Origin of the sequence: Streptomyces prunicolor, assembly GCF_045162825.1 — a bacterium.
Lineage (GTDB): Bacteria > Actinomycetota > Actinomycetes > Streptomycetales > Streptomycetaceae > Streptomyces > Streptomyces prunicolor.
On record NZ_CP108676.1, the window covers coordinates 8,461,056 to 8,478,822 of the forward strand.

Annotated in this window: 16 protein-coding genes; 5 read left to right on the forward strand and 11 right to left on the reverse strand. The window is 68.7% G+C overall.

The features are described from left to right. Nucleotides 1-138 precede the first annotated feature (138 nt). The gene (locus OG588_RS38500; RefSeq protein ID WP_405951250.1) at nt 139-390 is read right to left on the reverse strand and encodes a hypothetical protein; all 252 of its coding nucleotides are present in this window, start codon (nt 388-390) and stop codon (nt 139-141) included. A 180-nt stretch (nt 391-570) separates the two neighbouring features. On the opposite strand from OG588_RS38500, the gene OG588_RS38505 reads away from it, so the two are divergent. The 3 genes from OG588_RS38505 to OG588_RS38515 are packed head-to-tail and all read left to right on the forward strand — an operon-like array spanning nt 571 to nt 3,073. Continuing rightward, nucleotides 571-1,701 carry an ABC transporter ATP-binding protein gene (locus tag OG588_RS38505; RefSeq protein WP_405951251.1) on the forward strand — a complete coding sequence of 377 codons (1,131 nt, stop codon included), beginning with the start codon at nt 571-573 and terminating at the stop codon, nt 1,699-1,701. Continuing rightward, nucleotides 1,698-2,408 (forward strand): ABC transporter permease, encoded by a 711-nt coding sequence (locus OG588_RS38510; protein WP_266863075.1) that lies wholly within the window; start codon nt 1,698-1,700, stop codon nt 2,406-2,408. Before OG588_RS38505 ends, OG588_RS38510 begins: the two co-directional genes overlap by 4 nt. Further along, complete coding sequence (locus OG588_RS38515; protein WP_317773210.1) at nt 2,405-3,073, forward strand: ABC transporter permease; 669 nt, start codon at nt 2,405-2,407, stop codon at nt 3,071-3,073. The genes OG588_RS38510 and OG588_RS38515 overlap by 4 nt, the downstream gene beginning before the upstream one ends. 67 nt (nt 3,074-3,140) lie before the next feature. Here the strand turns inward: OG588_RS38515 and OG588_RS38520 are convergent, their stop codons facing one another. From OG588_RS38520 to OG588_RS38535, 4 genes are read right to left on the reverse strand one after another with little or no spacing between them, the layout of a single operon-like run. Next, nucleotides 3,141-3,740, reverse strand: a complete 600-nt coding sequence (locus tag OG588_RS38520; RefSeq protein ID WP_019062810.1) for an ATP/GTP-binding protein — start codon at nt 3,738-3,740, stop codon at nt 3,141-3,143. Further along, nucleotides 3,727-4,182 carry a DUF742 domain-containing protein gene (locus OG588_RS38525; RefSeq protein WP_405951252.1) on the reverse strand — a complete coding sequence of 152 codons (456 nt, stop codon included), beginning with the start codon at nt 4,180-4,182 and terminating at the stop codon, nt 3,727-3,729. Before OG588_RS38525 ends, OG588_RS38520 begins: the two co-directional genes overlap by 14 nt. Before the next feature lie 36 nt (nt 4,183-4,218). Further along, nucleotides 4,219-4,695, reverse strand: coding sequence for a roadblock/LC7 domain-containing protein (locus OG588_RS38530; RefSeq protein ID WP_019062808.1), 477 nt, complete (start codon nt 4,693-4,695; stop codon nt 4,219-4,221). Then, nucleotides 4,692-7,196 (reverse strand): ATP-binding protein, encoded by a 2,505-nt coding sequence (locus OG588_RS38535; protein WP_405951253.1) that lies wholly within the window; start codon nt 7,194-7,196, stop codon nt 4,692-4,694. The genes OG588_RS38530 and OG588_RS38535 overlap by 4 nt, the downstream gene beginning before the upstream one ends. A gap of 364 nt (nt 7,197-7,560) precedes the next feature. Between OG588_RS38535 and OG588_RS38540 the strand changes: the two genes are divergently transcribed. Beyond that, entirely contained in the window at nt 7,561-8,523 is a 963-nt protein-coding gene (locus OG588_RS38540; protein ID WP_405951254.1) for an ABC transporter substrate-binding protein, read from the forward strand. Between the two features lie 56 nt (nt 8,524-8,579). Here OG588_RS38540 and OG588_RS38545 read toward each other — a convergent pair whose 3' ends face one another. The 6 genes from OG588_RS38545 to OG588_RS38570 form a co-directional block, all read right to left on the reverse strand. Continuing rightward, the gene (locus OG588_RS38545; protein ID WP_405951255.1) at nt 8,580-9,977 is read right to left on the reverse strand and encodes a glycoside hydrolase family 43 protein; all 1,398 of its coding nucleotides are present in this window, start codon (nt 9,975-9,977) and stop codon (nt 8,580-8,582) included. A 154-nt stretch (nt 9,978-10,131) separates the two neighbouring features. Next, the gene (locus tag OG588_RS38550; protein WP_405951256.1) at nt 10,132-11,067 is read right to left on the reverse strand and encodes an ROK family protein; all 936 of its coding nucleotides are present in this window, start codon (nt 11,065-11,067) and stop codon (nt 10,132-10,134) included. Next, nucleotides 11,064-12,734 (reverse strand): dipeptide ABC transporter ATP-binding protein, encoded by a 1,671-nt coding sequence (locus OG588_RS38555; protein WP_405951257.1) that lies wholly within the window; start codon nt 12,732-12,734, stop codon nt 11,064-11,066. Before OG588_RS38555 ends, OG588_RS38550 begins: the two co-directional genes overlap by 4 nt. Beyond that, on the reverse strand, nt 12,731-13,603 hold the full coding sequence (locus OG588_RS38560; RefSeq protein ID WP_405953307.1) for an ABC transporter permease: 873 nt from the start codon (nt 13,601-13,603) through the stop codon (nt 12,731-12,733). The genes OG588_RS38555 and OG588_RS38560 overlap by 4 nt, the downstream gene beginning before the upstream one ends. Before the next feature lie 26 nt (nt 13,604-13,629). Beyond that, nucleotides 13,630-14,589 (reverse strand): ABC transporter permease, encoded by a 960-nt coding sequence (locus OG588_RS38565; RefSeq protein WP_405951258.1) that lies wholly within the window; start codon nt 14,587-14,589, stop codon nt 13,630-13,632. 3 nt (nt 14,590-14,592) lie between these two features. After that, on the reverse strand, nt 14,593-16,350 hold the full coding sequence (locus OG588_RS38570) for a peptide ABC transporter substrate-binding protein (RefSeq protein WP_405951259.1): 1,758 nt from the start codon (nt 16,348-16,350) through the stop codon (nt 14,593-14,595). 180 nt (nt 16,351-16,530) lie between these two features. Between OG588_RS38570 and OG588_RS38575 the strand changes: the two genes are divergently transcribed. Next, on the forward strand, nt 16,531-17,730 hold the full coding sequence (locus tag OG588_RS38575; protein WP_405951260.1) for an ROK family protein: 1,200 nt from the start codon (nt 16,531-16,533) through the stop codon (nt 17,728-17,730). Nucleotides 17,731-17,767: the final 37 nt, after the last annotated feature.

A 17,767-nucleotide genomic window follows, 5' to 3' on the forward strand; every position in this document is an offset into this window, starting at 1 on the left:
GCGTTGCTGAGCCTTCACTGAGCGGCCGATGAGAATCAGCGGACTCACAGGTAGTGCACAGCGCCCTCAGGCCGGGCCCCAATGCTGGGGCCCGGAAAGGCAGTTCGGACGGGGTGCCGGGGGCTTCGGAGGGCGTCTTCAGATGGGCTGGGGTTCGAAGTCCCAGTCGGGTGGTTCCGCTGCGCCGGTCGACAGCGCGTCCTCGCAGGCCCGTACGAGCGGATGGTCGGCGCCCACGGCGTTCGTCATGCCCCGCAGTGCCTGCTCGATCAGCCGGGCCCCGGTGGCCCGGTCGCCGTGGGCCACCGAGGCCGTCAGCTCGGCGGACTCGGTGGGATCGCCGTGCGAGCGCAGGAAGGACGCGTGGTCGGCCTGGACCATCAAGGTCATACGCGGCTACCGACCGGTCAACAGCGCTTTCCGGCCGCCGGCGACCGATCACGACCGGTCATGCCGAGCCGGATCCCGCCAAGTTCCCGCAACACTCGCGGTCTAGACTCTGCCCCCAGTGGCCTGCGACCGTGGCCGAGAACGGGCAGTTTCTGCCAAACCCGAAGGGTATTCGGCGTTTTGATACGGATAGATTCAGTCACCAAGCGGTACCCGGACGGCACGGTGGCGGTCGACCAACTGTCCCTGGACATACCGGACCGCTCGATCACCGTCCTCGTCGGCCCCTCCGGCTGCGGCAAGACGACCACGCTGCGCATGATCAACCGGATGATCGACCCCAGCGAGGGCACGATCTCCCTGGACGGCGCGGACATCACCAAGCAGCCGGTCAACACGCTGCGCCGGTCGATGGGTTACGTCATCCAGAACGCCGGACTCTTCCAGCACCGGACGATCGTCGACAACATCGCGACCGTGCCCCGCATGCTCGGCTGGGGCAAGGAGAAGGCCAGGGCGCGGGCCACCGAACTCATGGCACGGGTCGGCCTCGACGCCGCCCTCGCCAAGCGGTACCCGTACCAGCTCTCCGGCGGCCAGCAGCAGCGCGTCGGCGTCGCCCGCGCACTCGCCGCCGACCCGCCGGTGCTGCTGATGGACGAGCCGTTCTCGGCCGTCGACCCCGTGGTCCGCAAGGGGCTTCAGGACGAACTCCTGCGGCTGCAGGGCGAGTTGGGCAAGACGATCGTCTTCGTCACCCATGACATCGACGAGGCGATCAAGCTCGGCACGATGGTCGCGGTGCTGCGCACCGGCGGCAAGCTCGCCCAGTTCGCCCCGCCCGCCGAGCTGTTGTCCGACCCGGCCGACGCCTTCGTCGAGGACTTCCTCGGCGCCGACCGCGGCATCCGCCGCCTCTCCTTCTTCTCCTCGGCCGGTCTGGACCTCAAGACCTCCCCGATCATCGCCGTCGACTCCACCGCCGAGCAGATCGCCGAACGCACCACCCCCGACGTGCCGTACCTCCTCGTCACCGACCTGGACGGCAAGCCGCTGGGCTGGAGCGAGCCCGGCGCGCTGAGGGCCGGAGCCGTCGACACCGCTCAACTCCTCGCGTACGGCCGCCCGTTCGAGGCCGGCAAGGACTCGCTGCGGGCCGCGCTGGACGGGGCGGTGCTGTCGCCCACCGGATGGGCGGTCGGCGTGGACGGCACCGGGCGCGTGGTCGGTGTCGTCTCGCAGGGGGCCGTGGGCGAGGCGATCCGGAGCGCGCACGCGGCGGGTCGCAGCGGCGCGAAGGTCGCCGGATGAACGACTGGTTCCGCATCCCCAGCGACCTCCAGAACAGCTACCTCGGTCTGATCGGCCTGCACCTGCGCGAGGCCGTGATCCCGGTGCTCGTCGGGCTCGTGGTCGCGCTGCCCATCGCCCAACTCTGCGTGCGGCTGCGCTGGTTGTACCCGCCGGTGCTCTGGGTGACGACCGTGCTCTACGCGATTCCCTCGCTGGCCTTCTTCGTCGTCCTCATCGACTACACCGGCCAGACCGAGACCACCGTGATGATCCCGCTCGGCGTCTACAGCCTCGTGGTGTTCGTCCCGGCCATCGTGGACGGCGTCCGCTCGGTGCCCCAGGAGACCCTGGACGCGGCCACCGCGATGGGCCTCGGGCCCGTACGCCGGTATCTCCAGGTGCAGTTGCCGATCGCCGTGCCCGCGATCATCGCCGGGCTGCGGGTGGCGACCGTCTCCAGCATCTCCCTCGTCAGCGTCGGCATGCTGATCGGCAACCAGGGCGCGCTGGGCAATCTCCTCAACGACGGCCAGATCTACCACCAACCGCGGCTGATCTGGCTCTCCGTGATCACCACGGCCGTCCTCGCCATCGTCGTGGACGCCGTCCTGGTCGGCGTACGCCTGCTCCTCACGCCCTGGATGCCGCGCGGCACCCGCAAGGCCCGCCCCGCCGAGGACCGGCCGGAACCGGCCGAACTCGCACTGGAGGACGCAGCCCGGTGAACGTACTCCACTACATCAACCTGTTCTTCAGCGACAGCACCCACTGGCACGGCTACGACGGCATCCCCACCCGTCTCGCCGAGCACGTCCGGTACTCGCTGATCGCGCTCGCCATCGCCGCCGCCATCGGCCTCCCCGTCGGCCTGCTGACCGGCCACACCGGACGCGGCGGCAACACTCTCTCGCTCATCGCCACCGCCGCCCGCGCCCTGCCCAGCTTCGGCCTGCTGGTGCTGATGTTCGTGCTGATCGGCTTCGGCCTGGTCCCGGTGATGATCCCGCTGGTCGTCCTCGCCGTACCGCCGATCCTGGTCACCACCTACGAGGCGATGCGCTCCGTCGACCCGTCACCGGTCGACGCGGCCCGCGGCATGGGCATGAACGAGGCGAACATCCTGTTCCAGGTGGAACTCCCGGTCGCCCTCCCGCTGATCCTCAGCGGCCTGCGCTCGGCGGCCATCCAGATCGTCTCCACGGCCACCATCGCGGCCTACGTCAGCCTCGGCGGCCTCGGCCGCTACATCATCGACGGCCTCTACCAGCGGAACTACGAGAAGGTCGTCGGCGGTGCCACCCTCGTCGCCGGGATGGCACTGGTGACGCTCGGACTCTTCTGGGGCATCGCACGGCTCGCGGTGTCGCCGGGGGTTCGTAGGAGCAACTGAGCCGCGCTGAACGCACAGTTGGGGGGAGCGGCCACCGGCCCTCCCCCCAACTCTCTTTCCGCCGCTCTCAGTTCTCCGTGCGCGCCAGCGCCAGCTCCAGTACGACCAGCAGCGCGTCCCGCACCGAGCCCCGCTCGCGCGCGTCGAAGGCGATCACCGGGACCCGCTCGTTGACGTCGAGCGCCCAGCGGACCTCGTCCAGGGAGTGCTCGATCTTGCCGTCGAAGGCGTTCAGGGCGACCGCGAACGGGATCTGCTTGTGCTCGAAGTAGTCGACCGCGGCGTAGCAGTCGTCGAGCCGCCGGGTGTCGACGATGACGAGACCGCCGACCGCGCCCTCCACGATGTCGTCCCACATGAAGCCGAACCGGTCCTGCCCGGGCGTACCGAAGAGGTACAGCTTCAGGGTCGGGTCGATGGTGATGCAGCCGAAGTCCATCGCCACGGTGGTGGTGGTCTTGCGCGGGGTGTGGGACAGGTCGTCCACGCCCGCCGCGACCTCGGTGATGGCGGCCTCGGTGGTGAGCGGCTCGATCTCGGAGATCGCGCCCACGGTGGTGGTCTTGCCCACGCCGAAGCCGCCCGCGACGACCATCTTCACCGGCAGCGGCGGTCGTACGACGGTCTGCGCAGCCGCACCGCGGGCGACCGGTTCAGTCGGTGTCACGGAGTACTCCCCGGGAGTTGGGGATGGCGCGGAGGCCATCGATGACCCTTCGCAGGACGGTTGCGTCATGGGTGATGTCGGAGTTGGGCACGTGCACCGTCAACTGCCCGGCGGCACGCAGGTCTTCGGCGAGGACCCGCACCACGTTCAGGTGCAGCCGCAGCCGGGCCGCGATCTCCGCGAGGGACTGCGGCTGCCGGCACGCGGCCACGATGTCGTGCTGCTCAAAGGAGAGCCGGTCGAGCACCTCAAGACCGGCGGCCGTGGCCACCACCTGGGTCTCGACCGGGATCGGCCGCCCGGAGGCGGCCGCGTCCGCGCCCGCCACCCGGCCCGCGGTGACCAGGAACGGCCGTACGGCGGAAGGCTTGCGCACCGGATCACGATCCGGGGGTGTGGCCCCGTCCGCGCCGGCACCGCTCGGAGTGCGGCCGTCGGGCATGAGTGGCTGTTCCTCTCTCGACCGGTCGGGGACCGGTCACCGAGCCGAAGCGGCGCCGACGCTGTTCTTCAGCTGGAGCACCAGCTGGGGGTTGAGCGCGGAACCGGCACGGTTGGCGAACAGCGTCATCTCGTAGGCGATGTTGCCGAGCTTGGCCTCCTTGTCGGTGACGACGCCGAGGACGGCGCCGCTGCCGATCGCGGAGACGAGGACGTGGCCGCCCTCCAGGTCGATGATGACCTTGTTCAGGCCGCCGAGACCGTAGTTGCCGGAGGCGCCGGCGGCCAGGCTGGTGATGCCGGAGACGATGGCCCCGAGGCGCTCCGAGTGGGCGTGCTCACGCAGTTCCGCCACGGCGATCAGCAGACCGTCGGAGGACACCGCGATGGCGTCGACGACACCCGCGGTCTCTGTCGCGAAACGGTTGAGCAGCCAGTTGAAATCGGCCGCCGCTGCCTGCAGATCGGCCGGCGTGGTGCCCCCCGTGGGAGTGTCACCTGTCGACGTACTCACTGCTCCGCTCCTTTCGGGAGGTGGTTCTGGTCGTGCGGGTGGTTCGCGTCCGGGGGGCGCAGGCCCGTGAGGGTGTCGCTGTCGCGATGTGCCTGCTCCACGGCTGCCTCGAACTCTTCGAGGGCCGAGCGGACGGCGTCCGCGTCGGCGGGCCGGGGGGCCTGCCGGGCGGCTTGCTGGGCGGCGTCGTCGGCGCCCGTACGTAGGGTCGCACCCCGGACCCGGCGCCGTAGCGGCCGGGATCCTCCGGCGGCGTCGTCGGGGGCGGTGGCGGACTCGTCCGCCGGGGCGTGGTGGGTGGTGACGGGCGGGGCCGCCGCGGCGGGCCTCTGCGCGGTCTCGTACCGGGAGACCCTGCGGGGGAGCGGGGTGGGCTCGTCATCGGCGTGCATGTGCTCGGGTGTGCTCGGCTCGGGCCTGCTCAGGGTGATCGACGGGCGTGGACCGGAGTCCGAGTTGGCCCAGGAAGGGGCCGGACGGGCGTGGTCCTGGGCCGAGTTGACGGCACCCGCCCCCGCGGCGGCGGACGTGAGCGCCTTGTCCGACCCCGCGTGTGCTCCCGCCGGACCGCCGGAGGCCAGCGCGCTCATGCGCAGCAGCAGCGTCGCCGGGATGGTGATCTCGGACGTCACACCGCCGCCCGGGGTGCGGGCGAGGGTGACGTCGATGTCCCAGCGGCGGGCGAGCGTACCGACCACGAACAGGCCCAGCACCTTCGTCGGCACCAGGTCGAGACGCTCGCGGCGGATCAGCCGGGCGTTCTCCTCGGCGATACGGTCGGCGCTCATCCCGAGTCCGTGGTCGGCGACCACGATCAGCGCGTCGTCGCCGTCGGTGCGTACGACCACCTCGACGGGGCTGCCCGCGGGCGAGAACGAGACCGCGTTCTCCAGGAGTTCGGCCACCATCAGGGTGAGGTCGCCGATGATGTCGGGCTCCACCATGACCTCGGTGTCGGCCCGCAGGCTCACCCGCTGGAAGCCCTCGATCTGGCCGAGCGCGGCCCGTACGACGTTGGTGAGTTCGGTGGGTCCGCCGTCCAGCACGGTCTCGCGGATGCCGGCCAGCAGCATCAGGCTGTCCGCGTTGCGGCGCAGACGGACGGCGATGTGGTCGATGGAGTAGAGGCGCTCCAGCAGTGCCGGGTCGGTCTCACCGCGCTCCACCGCGTCGATCAGGGCGAGTTGACGGGTCGTCAGGTTGCTGACGCGGCGGCCGACGTTGCCGAACATCTCGGCGACGTTGCGGCGGCTGACCACCTGGCGGGCCAGCAGCGCGGCGGCCGTGGTCTGCACATGGTTGAAGGCCTCGGCGAGGTCGCCGATCTCGTCCTTCGCGGTGACCGGCATGTCGCGCAGCAGCGGCGGTCCGTCGTCCTCGGCGTCGTCGTCGGCGACGCGGGCGAGTTCACGGCCCGCGACGTCGGCGACCTGCTTCGCGGCAACGGTGAGCGCCTGCACGGGGCGGACCACCGAGCGGCGCACGATCACCACGAAGACGAGCCACAGCACGAAGCCGAGCAGCGAGAGGCTCAGCAGCAGTCCGGCGCGCCAGGAGGCGGAGCTGGACGCGCTGTCGGCGCGGACGGCGATCTGGTCGATGAGCGAGCCGGTGATCTTCAGCCGGCTCGCGGCCTGTTGCGGGTACGAGGGGTAGTCGCTCATGGCGTCCGCGAAGGCCTTGCGGACGGCGCCGGGCGACTCCGCCTGCAGCCCGCTGGGATCGATCTGCAGCTCGGCGTAGGCCTCGGCGATCTCCCGCTGCGCCGGGGTGTGCTCGATCCCGGAGAGCTGATCGGCCTGGTCCTCGGTGGCGAACCGGGCGAACCTGGCGGACTGGTAGGTGAAGAGGTCGTAGGAGCCGACCGCGTTGTTGTACTCGATGAGCGCGTTGCTGTCACCGGTCGTCGCCGAGAACACGCTGGTCTCGAACGAGCTGTGGGCGGCATCGGCCCGCAGCACGGAGTCCAGCAGGTTGCCGGTGAAGGTGGTGGCGAGGTTCGCGTTGTGTTCGAGGTCGAGCCCGTCGATCAGACCGTCGGAGGCGCTGGTGTACGCCGGGTCGATGTTGTCGGCGGGCAGATAGCTCTGCTCGACGGTGTCGCGCAGCGTCTCCAGGCCGTTGATCTCCTTCAACGCCTGGGCCTCGCTGGCCGGCAGCCGGTCGCCGAAGGTGTCGCGCACCTTCTCGACCTGCTTGTCCACGGCCAGTTGGGCCTTGCGGTAGGCGCTCTGCGAGGGAGTGCCGCCGTCGTTGGTGGCCTCGAAGCGGACGGAGAGCAGGATGGCCTGCTGGTGCTCCGCCTCCACGAGGTTCACCAGCTCGGCGACCTGCCCGCTGTCACGCACCAGTTGGGCCGCGTCGCTCGCGTCCGTCGACTGCCCGATCTCGTCCGAGATGAGATACGCCAGCAGCACCGCGACCACCGCGAGGGGTACGCCGACGAGCAGATTGAGCTTGCGCCTGAAGGGCCAACGGTCTGCGAAGCCCCGTATGGACACCAGGCCTCCTTCGTGGGGTGTTGTCACGGTACGCGCAGCGACACACGTGACTGTTTTTGATCCAAGCGGCCCCCGCACACCGCTGTGACCGATGCCAACTCCGGGGAGACTACCGTCTCTTTGAACGATCAAGTGCGTCGCCCTACGTCAAGAATCAATCACAAAGCGCCTGTGTTCATGACCGGTCTGTTTACGTTGCCTTCACAATTGGGCACTCATTGAGGCCAATCGGTGACCAGAGTTCTCTTGACTGACCAAGAACCGGCTGGATTGGATCAGCGGAGTGCGGTGTTCACGCCCCGCGCGTGGACGCCACAGCCATGCCTGCACGCCTGTGCCAACATCCAAACCCGGAACGGGAATTGTGACTTCTAAAGCGAAGAACAGCTGGTCCAGCACTAGGTACCCCGGCGCGGCCGCCATCGCGCTCGCCGCGACGGCTGCGCTTGTCACGGGATGTGGTTCGTCCTCCGACAGCAAGTCCGACGACCCGCTCTCGGGCGGCAAGGCCGGCGGCGACACGGTCGTCGTCGGTTCCAACAACTTCGCCGAGAGCATCCTGATCGCCGACATCTACGGCGAGGCCCTCAAGGCCAAGGGCGTCAAGGTCACTTACAAGCCGAACATCGGCAGCCGTGAGACGACCTACGGCCTGCTGAAGAACGGCACGATCACCGTGCTGCCCGAGTACAACGGCGCGCTGCTGGCCTACCTGGACCCGAAGGCCACCCCGGCGACCCTCGCCGCGACCACGGCCGCGATCGACGCCAAGCTGGACGCCAAGCTGACGCTGCTCGACGCAGCCGCCGCCGAGGACAAGGACACGGTCACCCTCAACGCGGAGACCGCGAAGAAGTACAACCTCACGTCCGACTCCTCCATCGCGGACCTCAAGTCCATCGCGAAGGACCTGGTCATCGGCGCCTCGCCGGAGTTCCAGACCCGGCAGCAGGGCCTGGTGGGCCTGAAGGCCGTCTACGGCCTGGAGTTCAAGTCCTTCAAGGCGCTGGACGCGGGCGGCCCGCTGACCGCTGCCGCGCTGAAGAAGAACACCGTGCAAGCGGCGGACCTCTTCAGCACGGACCCGACCATCGTCAAGGAGAAGCACGTCACGCTCCAGGACCCGAAGCGGCTCTTCGGCTTCGAGAACGTGCAGCCCCTGGTCTACAAGAGCGGCCTCTCCGCGGCCGGTGTCGCCGCCCTCAACGCGGTCTCCGCGAAGCTCGACACGGCGACCCTGCTGGACCTCGACACCCAGGTGGGCTCGCAGAACAAGGACCCGCTGGACGTGGCGAAGGCCTGGCTGAAGACGGCCGGCCTGGACTAGGACTTCTCCGGCCGGCGCGGGTGCCTCCGTTTCTCCGGGAGGCACCCGCGCCGTGCTCAGTACCCGACGTGGAAGGTCGCGTCCTGCTGTTCCGTGGCGGTCGAGATCGGGTCGATGCGCAGGACGTAGTTGGAGTGCCGGATGTACCGGGTCGGGTTGTTGTACGACCGGAAGGACGCCCACGAGGAGTTCGCGAGCCCCGCCGTCCGGTAGAACGTCGCGTCCCCGGCGAACGTCGACGTGCCGTCGTTCACGTCGAGTTGGAGCGCGTAGTTGTAGTGCCGCAGATAACGGGTCGGGTAGTTGACCGACTGGAAGGACACACCTGCGCTGTCCGCGAGACCCGGTACCAGGGTCCACTGCGAGTCGGTGTACGGGTCGAAGGCGTACTCGTCGATCCGGCCGATGAAATTGGAGTGCCGGACGTAACGGGCCGGATAGTTGTAGGACTTGAGCCGGTTCCAGGCGGGCGTGCCCCACTTGGTGATGAGGTTGTTGTACTCGGCCGTGGTGATCGGCTGGATGCCGCAGTGCTTGGAGTTGAGCGGCTGCGTGTAGAGCTTCTGGTCGACGGCCGTCCAGGTGCCGGCGGCGAGGCTGCTGGTCTGCCAGGCGTAGAAGACGCCGTTCGGGTCCCAGGTGTCACCCCACAGGTACCAAGTCGAGCTCGACGTAAGGGACTTGACCAGCGTCGGCGCCTCGGTGCCGTTGTGCGAGACCGCCGTGCTGAACTCGGTGAAGCTGCCGGGGTCGAGTGACGTGGACTTCGCGCCGACCAGCGTCGAATTCTTCTTGAAGTAGAGGTAGTTGACCCCGTTCACCCCCACGGCGAGGTCACCGTCGATGACGTCGTAACCGGGGTCGAAGAACACCTGCGGATCACTGGCCGTCACGAAGTCGCTCGTGTAATTGACCATGATGACGTTGTGGCCGCTGTCGTTGACGGCCGAGTAGATCACCCCGTACTGACCCCGCCCCGCGTCCCAGAAGGACTCCGGCGCCCAGGCGTGGGTGTCCAGGCTGTGCACCTTCATCCGCCGGTAGCCGGTGAAGGTGCGCAGGTCGGGGGAGTCCCAGACGTGGAGGTACTGGCTGACGTACGACCAGTCGGTGCCGTTGAGGTCGGTCGCGAGGACCACGAAGGTGCCGTCCTGCTTGCGCAGGATGAACGGGTCGCGCAGGCCGAGGGAGCCGGCGGTGGGGGTGGCGACGGGGGCGTTCTGGTTGAGCGGGGTCCACTCCAGACCGTCGGGGCTGACGGCCAGGTGCAGACCGTAGTTGGCGCCCAGGAACGTCGGCGACTCGGTGAAGTAGCACATGACGTAAGCCGAGTTGGTGGCCGCCTGCGCGCTGCCCGCGCCGAGGGTGAGCGCGCCGGTGGCCGCGAGGGGGACGGTCGCTGCCATGCCGAGGAACAGGCGGCGGGAGGGGTGGGGGAGAGGAGGGACGGCCATGTGTTCTCCAGGGGGATACGAGCGGCCCATTGATTCATATCGTTCGACATCCCGAACGGGGTTCGGTAAGTCGATCAGAAGGTAGAGATGGGGCGCGTGCGCGTCAATCACACGGTCGTGCTTGGCCGGTTCTCGCCGTTCACGTAGGTGCCCGCTAAGAAGCTCCTGTGTGGATCAGGAGTTCCGCCCGCGCCCGGGCCGCCGCCCCGACCGCCACCGCGTCACCGCCCAGCCGGGCCGGCAGCACCCGCACCGGGTGACCGCTCACCGGCGGCTCCAGCTCCAACGTCTCCTGTACGGCGGACTCGACCAGATCCCACGACCGGCTGACACCCCCGCCGATCACACACGTCGTGACATCCAGCAGCCCAGCCGTGATCAGCAGCGCACGGGCGACCCCGCGGCCTGCGTCCCGGTACACGGCGAGCGCGTCCGGGTCGCCGCCGTGGGCCGCCTCGGCGACCGCGCGGGCGGTACGGTCCACACCCGTCCGCTCCTTGTACCGCGCCGAGATCGACCGCCCCGACGCCAGCGTCTCCAGATGCCCTCTTCCCCCACACGTACACGGCAGTTCACCGAACCCGGGGACATGACCGATCTCGCCCGCCGCCCCGCGCGGCCCGTCGTAAAGGGCGCCATCCAGCCACAGTGCGCCACCCACCCCCGTGCCGAGCGTCATCCCGAGCACGTTCTCCGCACCCGCGACCGCACCCTTCGCGACCTCACCGCGCAGAAACGCGTTCACGTCGTTGTCGAGGAACGCCGGTACGCCCAGGGCCTGTTGGACGGTTGCCGTCACCTCGAACCCGGCCCAATTGCGAAAGGAGTCGCTGGCCACGAGGATCCGCCCGGCCCGCACATCCACGAGCCCCGCCGCGCCGACCCCGACCCCGAGCAACCGGGCGGGCGTACGGTCCAGCAGCAGCCGTAGCGCGGAGAGCGCGGCGGCGACCATGGCCGCCCCGCCCTCGCTCGCCGGGGTCGGCACCTCCGTGCGGTCCAGGACGTCGAGCCGGTCCGTGCACAGCACGACCTGGGTGGTCGTCCCGCCGATGTCGACGCCGACGATCACCTCGGGAGAGTCCGTCACGCGCCGGCCCCCGTCCCCAACGCCAACCGGCGCTCCCTGCGCTCTCGTTGGAGCACCGGATCGGGTACGGGCACGGCGGCGATGAGCCGGCGCGTGTACGCGGTCTCCGGGTTCAGCAACGTGCTCATGGTCGGCCCCTGTTCCTCGACGCGTCCGCCCCGCATCACGACGACCCGCCCCGCGAACTGCTGCACCACGGCAAGGTCGTGCGACACGAAAAGACACGCGAACCCGAGCTCCGCCTGCAACTCGGTGATCACTTCCAGCACGGTCTGCTGCACACTCACGTCCAGCGCGCTCGTCGGCTCGTCCGCGACCAGCAGCCGCGGTTCGAGGACCAGCGCCCGCGCCAGACTCACCCGCTGCCGCTGTCCACCGGACAGCTCACGCGGCCCGCGCCGCGCCAACTCCCGTGGCAGCCGCACCAGTTCGAGCACCTCGGCAACCCGCTCCCGCCGTTCGCCGGCCCCCATCCCACGCCGGTGCACCCGCAACGGCTCGGCCACACACTCGGCGACACTCATCCGCGCGTCCAACGAGGCCACCGGATCCTGCAACACCACACCGACCCCGGCCAACAGGGCCCGCCGCGCCCGCCCCCGCGCCTTGCGCAGATCGGCCCCGAAGAGCGAGACGCCTCCCGACTCCGGCGTGGCCAACCCAAGAGCGACCCGCGCGGCGGTCGACTTCCCGGACCCGGACTCACCGACGAGCCCCACGGTCTCACCGGCCCGCACGGTCAGCGACACCTCCTCCAGCGCCCGCACGGCACGAGGCCCCCGCCCGAACTGCACGCTGACATCCCGCAGTTCGACCACAGGCGCCCCCGCGACCTCCTCGCCCACGACACTCCCGCTCCCGCTCCCGCTCCCGCTTCCTGACACGGCGAGCCGAGGCACAGCCGCCAGCAACCGCCGCGTGTACTCATGCGTGGGCCGCAACAGCACGTCCTCCACCGCCCCCGTCTCCACGATCTCCCCCTCCAACATCACGGCGACCCGATCGGCGAAGTCGGCGACGACCCCCATGTTGTGCGTGACCAGCAGCACACCGGTCCCGGAGTCGGCGGCCAACGCCCGCAGCAGATCCAGGATTTCGGCCTGCACGGTGACGTCCAGCGCGGTGGTCGGCTCATCCGCGACCAGCAACCCGGGCGAGTTGGCGATAGCCATGGCGATGACGACCCGCTGCCGCTGCCCACCGGACAACTGGAACGGAAAGGCGGAGGCCCGCCGTTCAGGCTCGGGAATCCCGACCTTGCGCAGCAACGCGACGGCTTCGGCAGCAGCCTCCTGCCGGGAGACGTCCCGGTGATTCCGCACAACTTCCGCTATCTGCTTACCGATTCGGGTCAGCGGATCAAGCGCGGTGGCCGGCTCCTGGAACACCATCGAAGCCGTACGCCCCCGCAGCCGCGCGAGTTCGGCCTCGCCGGCCCCCACGACATCCGTACCGCCGACCGAAACGCCCCCGGAAGCACGGGCGTTACCGGGCAACAGCCCGAGCGCGGCAAGGGCCACGGTCGACTTCCCGGACCCGGACTCACCGACGAGGGCGAGCGTCTCCCCGGGCTCCACCCGCAATGACACCCCACGCACGGCGGGCACATCACCGCTCTCGGTGGAAAAGACGACGCCCAGATTCGCTATCTCCAGGATGCTGTTCATCCCCGTCCCCTCACATCGAAGGCATCGCGCAGCCCGTCGCCGATCGCGTTGAACGCGCACACCACGAGGATGATCGCGAGGCCCGGCGGCACGATCAGCCACCACCGTCCCGAGTACGCGGCCGTCAGTCCGGCCGAGAGCATGCCGCCCCAGTCGGTCGACGGCGGCTGAACTCCCAGCCCCAGATAGGACACATAGGCGACGAGCAGAATCGCGTCGGCGACCTGGAAGGTGGCGGCGACGACGATGGTCGACACCGAGTTGGGCAGGATGTGCCGAGCGATGGCCCGCCCATGGGTCCCGCCGATGGCGCGCAGGGTCAGCACATAGTCGCGTCTCTTCAACGTCAACGTCTCCGCCCGCACCAACCGCGAGGGCACCAGCCAGGACACCAACCCCAGAATCACGATCAGCCCCGGCACACCGGGCGTGGTGATGGCAGACACGACCAGCAGGATGAACAGCGCCGGGATGGCGATCCCCGCGTCCACGACCCGCATCATCACGGCATCGACCCAACCGCCCGCATACCCGGCGATCGAGCCCCAGAGAGTCCCGATCACGGTGGCAAGCACCCCGGCGGCAAGTCCGACGAGCAACGACACCTTCCCGCCATACATGAGCCGCCCCAACTCGTCATGCCCTACAGCATCGGTACCGAGCCAATGCGCTCCACTGGGACGGAGATTGACCTGCGTGAGATCGGTATGAACCTGATCGGTGGAGTAAAGCAGCGGCCCCACAAAGCAGAACAGAAAAAAGAGGACAACGACTACGAGACCGGCCACGGCAAGCTTGTTGCGCGCGAAGCGCGCACTCAGGGGCGCGGGGCTGTGTCGATTTGCGGCTCCGCCGCGGGGCGCGAGCAACCCCCACCGCCTGGCACTTTGAACACTCACGCCCGACCCCCCTTGACCCGAGGATCAACAACCCGCTGAACGACATCCGCGAGCAGTGTCCCCACCACAGTCGCGACGGAAATGACGAGCACGCACCCGAGGAGCACCGGGTAGTCCGAAGACTGAGCCGCACTCCAGAACAACAGCCCCATCCCCGGGTAGTTGAAGAGCTGCTCAACCACCAGCGCACCCCCGAACAACACCGGCACGTAATACCCCAACATCGCGATCACCGGCGTGAGCGAGTTCCGGAACACGTGCTTGAAGAGAATCGCCCGCTGCCGAGAACCCCCCGCCCGAGCAGTCCGCACGTAGTCCTCGGAAAGGTTCTCCAACGTCGAGGCCCGCATGTACCGACTGAACACGGCGACCATCGAGGCCGCCCCGGTCACCACGGGCAGCACCAACGCCACCGGATCGGCGAAGACCTGGGCCAACGTGTCTCCCTGCGGGGCCTGCGAGGGAAACCACCGCAGCATCTGCGTGAAGACGAGCACCAGCACAAGTCCCAGGAAATACACGGGAGTCGAGTACGCCACGAAACTCATCGTGGTGATCACGTAGTCGGCCGGCTTGTTCCGCCGCACCGCCTGCCACATGCCCAGCGGAATGGCGAGCACCAGCCCGAGAACCGCGGACAGCACGGTCAACACCAGGGTTTTCGGCAGGCGTTGCTCGATGAGCCGGGACACCGCCTCGTTGAGCGTGTACGACGTGCCGAGGTCACCGTGCAGCAACTGCCGCAGGTAGTACAGGTATTGGACGGGCAGCGGCCGGTCGAGCCCCTGGTCGTGGTTGAACAGCGTGATCTGCTGCGGGGTGGCCTGCGGGCCGAGGATCCCGCGTGCGGGACCCCCGGGCAGCGCGTGCAGCAGGCCGAACACCACGACCGTCACGATGAGGATCACGACCAGCGCCTGGGCGATGCGCCGGGTCAGATACAGGAGGGTGTCCATGCCTCAGCTGGTCCACTTCCACTGTGCCGGGTGGAAGTTGGCGAGCGGGTCCTGCGAGAAGCCGCCGAGGCCGTTCTTGACCACGGAGATCTGGTAGTCCGGCTCGGGCAGCCAGATCACCGGCAGATCCTTGGCGAGGGCCGCGCTGTACTCCTGGATCTCCTGCGTCGAACTCGACGTCGTGGAAGCGGAGATGAGCTTGTCGACAGCGGCGTTGGAGTAGTTGCCGAAGTTCGCGCCGCCCTTGGACTGGAACAGGGAGTCGCCGGTCGGGAAGGCCGGGAAGTACCAACTGCCCGCCGTACCGAAGAAGGACAGCTGCCACTTGCAGATCGACTGCGAGGCCGTGCACTGCGGGGTCTGCGACAGCACGGAGTTGACCGGCGCGGTCTTGATGGAGAACTTGATGCCGGTCTTCGCGAGCGAGGACTGGATCGCGCTCATCATGTTGTCGGTCACGGTCGAACCGGACTGCGACAGCACCTGCATCTGGAACTTCGTCCCCTTGGCGACCCCCGCACCGCACTGCGCGGCGCCGGTACCGGGGCTGGTGCAGGTCATGACCCCGCCCTGCTCGCTCCAACCATGGCTGCTCAGCAGCGACTTGGCGGCCGAGGTCGAGAACGGATACGGGTTGTTCTTCTGCGTGGCCGACAGGAACGACGAACTCTGCGCCTGCGGTATCGGCCCGTACCCGGGCACCGCCGTCCCGTTGAAGATGACCTTCGCCAGACTGCCCTGGTCGATGGACTTCTGCACAGCCTGCCGGGCGTAGAGCTGCTTGAACACGGCACCCATGGAAGGGTTGTTGAAGTTGTACGGCATGTAGGTGATCGCCCAGCCCGACCACGGCTTCACCGTGTAGCCCTGGGCGGTGAAGCTCGCCTTCTGGTCGAGGTCGGTCGCCTCGATGTAGCCGTAGTCGACGCTGCCGGACCGCAGCGCGTTCTTCTCCGCGTCCGCCGTCGTGAACGGGAGGAGGTTCACGGTGGGGATGCCGGCCTTCTCGCCGCCGTCGTACTTCGCGTTGGCGGTCAGGACGACCTTGCCGGCGGTGGAGAAGGACTTGACGGCGTACGGGCCGCTGACCGTCTTCCACAGGGCGTTCGTCGCGTAACCGCTGATGTTCTTCGCCGCGTTGTTGAGGTACGTCCAGTCCTTCTTGGCGTCCCCTGCCTTGTCCCACACGTGCTGGGGGAGCGGGTTGATCAGGCTCAACTCGTTGGCCAGCATCCACTGCGGGTTGTAGGCCTTGTCGAAGGTGATCGTGAAGTGGCGGGTGTCCACGGTCTTGAAGGACGTCCAGTTGTCCGGCGCCTTGCCCGGGTTGTAGCCCGCCCACTGGGACTTGTTCGCCTTGACGAGGTCGAACCAGAACTTCACGTCGGCGGAGGTGACCGGCTTCCCGTCGCTCCAGTGCCGGTCGCCGAGGGTGATCGTGACGCTCTTGTTGTCGGCCGCGAAGGCGGCGGCGGTCGCCACCGAGCCCTTCTTGTTCCAGCCCATGCTGCCGGTCGAGCCGTCGTAGGCGATCAGCGGCTCCCACAGCGAGTTCGCGATGGAGATGTTGTTGGTGTTGAGGTGGGCCGCGGTGCCGATCGGCAGGATCCAGTTCGGGGTGAAGTTCGCGGGCAGCGCGTAGTTGATCGAGTCGTGCGACCCGGACGACGACGTACCGCTCGACCCGGAACAGCCCGCGAGCAGCAGCGAGGCCGTGGTCAGGGAGGCACCTGCGAGGAGTCTCTGGCGAACAGGGGACATGGTTCTCCTCGGAAAAAGAGGGACGGAGGCGGGAGTGAGGACAGTCAACGGCCCCCGGTGTCGAAGAAACAGGCGTGCCGCTGTAAAAAGCCTGTTTCTGCTGTTCTGAAAAAAGGTGAGAGGGCATCGGAGTGACTTACGCTCGTCGCCTCGATCGCCGATCCGGAAGTAACTTCCTCTATGCCTGAAAAAAGTGCCCACCGCCGGAAGAGCAGCTCAGGCGTCTCCTCACTGGCCGAGCACGTCCTCGAACTCCTCGCCTCCGGGCAGGCCGCCACCCGCACCGAACTCGCGGAACTGCTCGGCGCCGCACCCTCGACGATCTCCCTCGCGGTGGGCCAGCTGGTGTCCCTGGGCCTGGTCGCCGAGCACGGCACCCGCTCCTCCACCGGCGGCCGTCCGCGCAAGGTGCTGCGGCTGGGTGGCAGCGACGGCTTCGCGGTCGCGGCCGAGCTGGGCGGCAAGCACGCGCACGTAGGGGTCGTCCTCCCCGGCGGCGGCCTCACGGACGTCTCGACCGTGCCCTTCCCCACGGCGGACGGCCCCGAGGCCGCGCTGCCAGGCCTCGCCGAGACCCTCACCGCGCTCGCCGACCGGCACGGACGCGAACGACTCCGGGGTGTGGGCCTGTCCCTCCCCGGCCCGGTCGACATCGCCTCCGGGATCGTCACGCTCCCGGCCCGGATGCCGGGCTGGAACAAGTTCCCCATCCGCGACTGGCTCGCCGACCGCTTCGAGGTACCGGCCGCCGTCGAGAACGACGCCAACTGCATGGCCGTGGGCGAACACACCGTCCAGCCCGCCGAGCGCCGCCAGTCGATCATGGTCAAGGTCGGCACCGGCATCGGCGCGGGCGTCATCGCCGACGGCCGCCTCTACCGCGGCGGCACGGGCGCCGCCGGCGAGATCACCCACGTCCGCGTCGAGGCCGCCCAGGACACCCCCTGCTCCTGCGGCAACACCGGCTGCCTGGAAACCGTGGCCTCCGGCGCCGCCCTGGTCCGCATCCTGCGCGGCCACGGCCTGGACGTGACCTCTACGGAGGACGTCGTACGCCTGGCCACCGACGCCCACCCCGAGGCAACCCGAGCAGTCCGCCAGGCCGGCCGCTACCTGGGCCAGGTACTGGCAGCCAACGTCAACTTCTTCAACCCCGACGCCGTGTATCTGGGCGGCATCCTCTCCACCCTGGAACCCTTCGTCGCGGCCGTCCGCAGCCAGCTCTACGAGGGCTGCCACCCCCTGGTCACCGAACACTTGGCGATCGAGCGGGCGAGTTTGGGCGCGGATGCGGGCTTGGTGGGTGCGGGTCAGTTCGCGTTGCAACGTGCTTTGGCCCAGGCGTTGCAGACAGTCACGGACAAGCCGGGGATGCGCTAGGTCTCTTAGGGGCGCGGGGCTGTATCAATATGCGGCT

Coding starts and splice junctions, on each gene's coding strand:
- OG588_RS38575 (WP_405951260.1), top strand. CDS start 16,531: ATGCCTGAAAAAAGTGCCCACCGCCGGAAGAGCAGCTCAGGCGTCTCC.
- OG588_RS38555 (WP_405951257.1), bottom strand. CDS start 12,734: ATGAACAGCATCCTGGAGATAGCGAATCTGGGCGTCGTCTTTTCCACC.
- OG588_RS38500 (WP_405951250.1), bottom strand. CDS start 390: ATGACCTTGATGGTCCAGGCCGACCACGCGTCCTTCCTGCGCTCGCAC.
- OG588_RS38525 (WP_405951252.1), bottom strand. CDS start 4,182: ATGCCCGACGGCCGCACTCCGAGCGGTGCCGGCGCGGACGGGGCCACA.
- OG588_RS38570 (WP_405951259.1), bottom strand. CDS start 16,350: ATGTCCCCTGTTCGCCAGAGACTCCTCGCAGGTGCCTCCCTGACCACG.
- OG588_RS38545 (WP_405951255.1), bottom strand. CDS start 9,977: ATGGCCGTCCCTCCTCTCCCCCACCCCTCCCGCCGCCTGTTCCTCGGC.
- OG588_RS38510 (WP_266863075.1), top strand. CDS start 1,698: ATGAACGACTGGTTCCGCATCCCCAGCGACCTCCAGAACAGCTACCTC.
- OG588_RS38565 (WP_405951258.1), bottom strand. CDS start 14,589: ATGGACACCCTCCTGTATCTGACCCGGCGCATCGCCCAGGCGCTGGTC.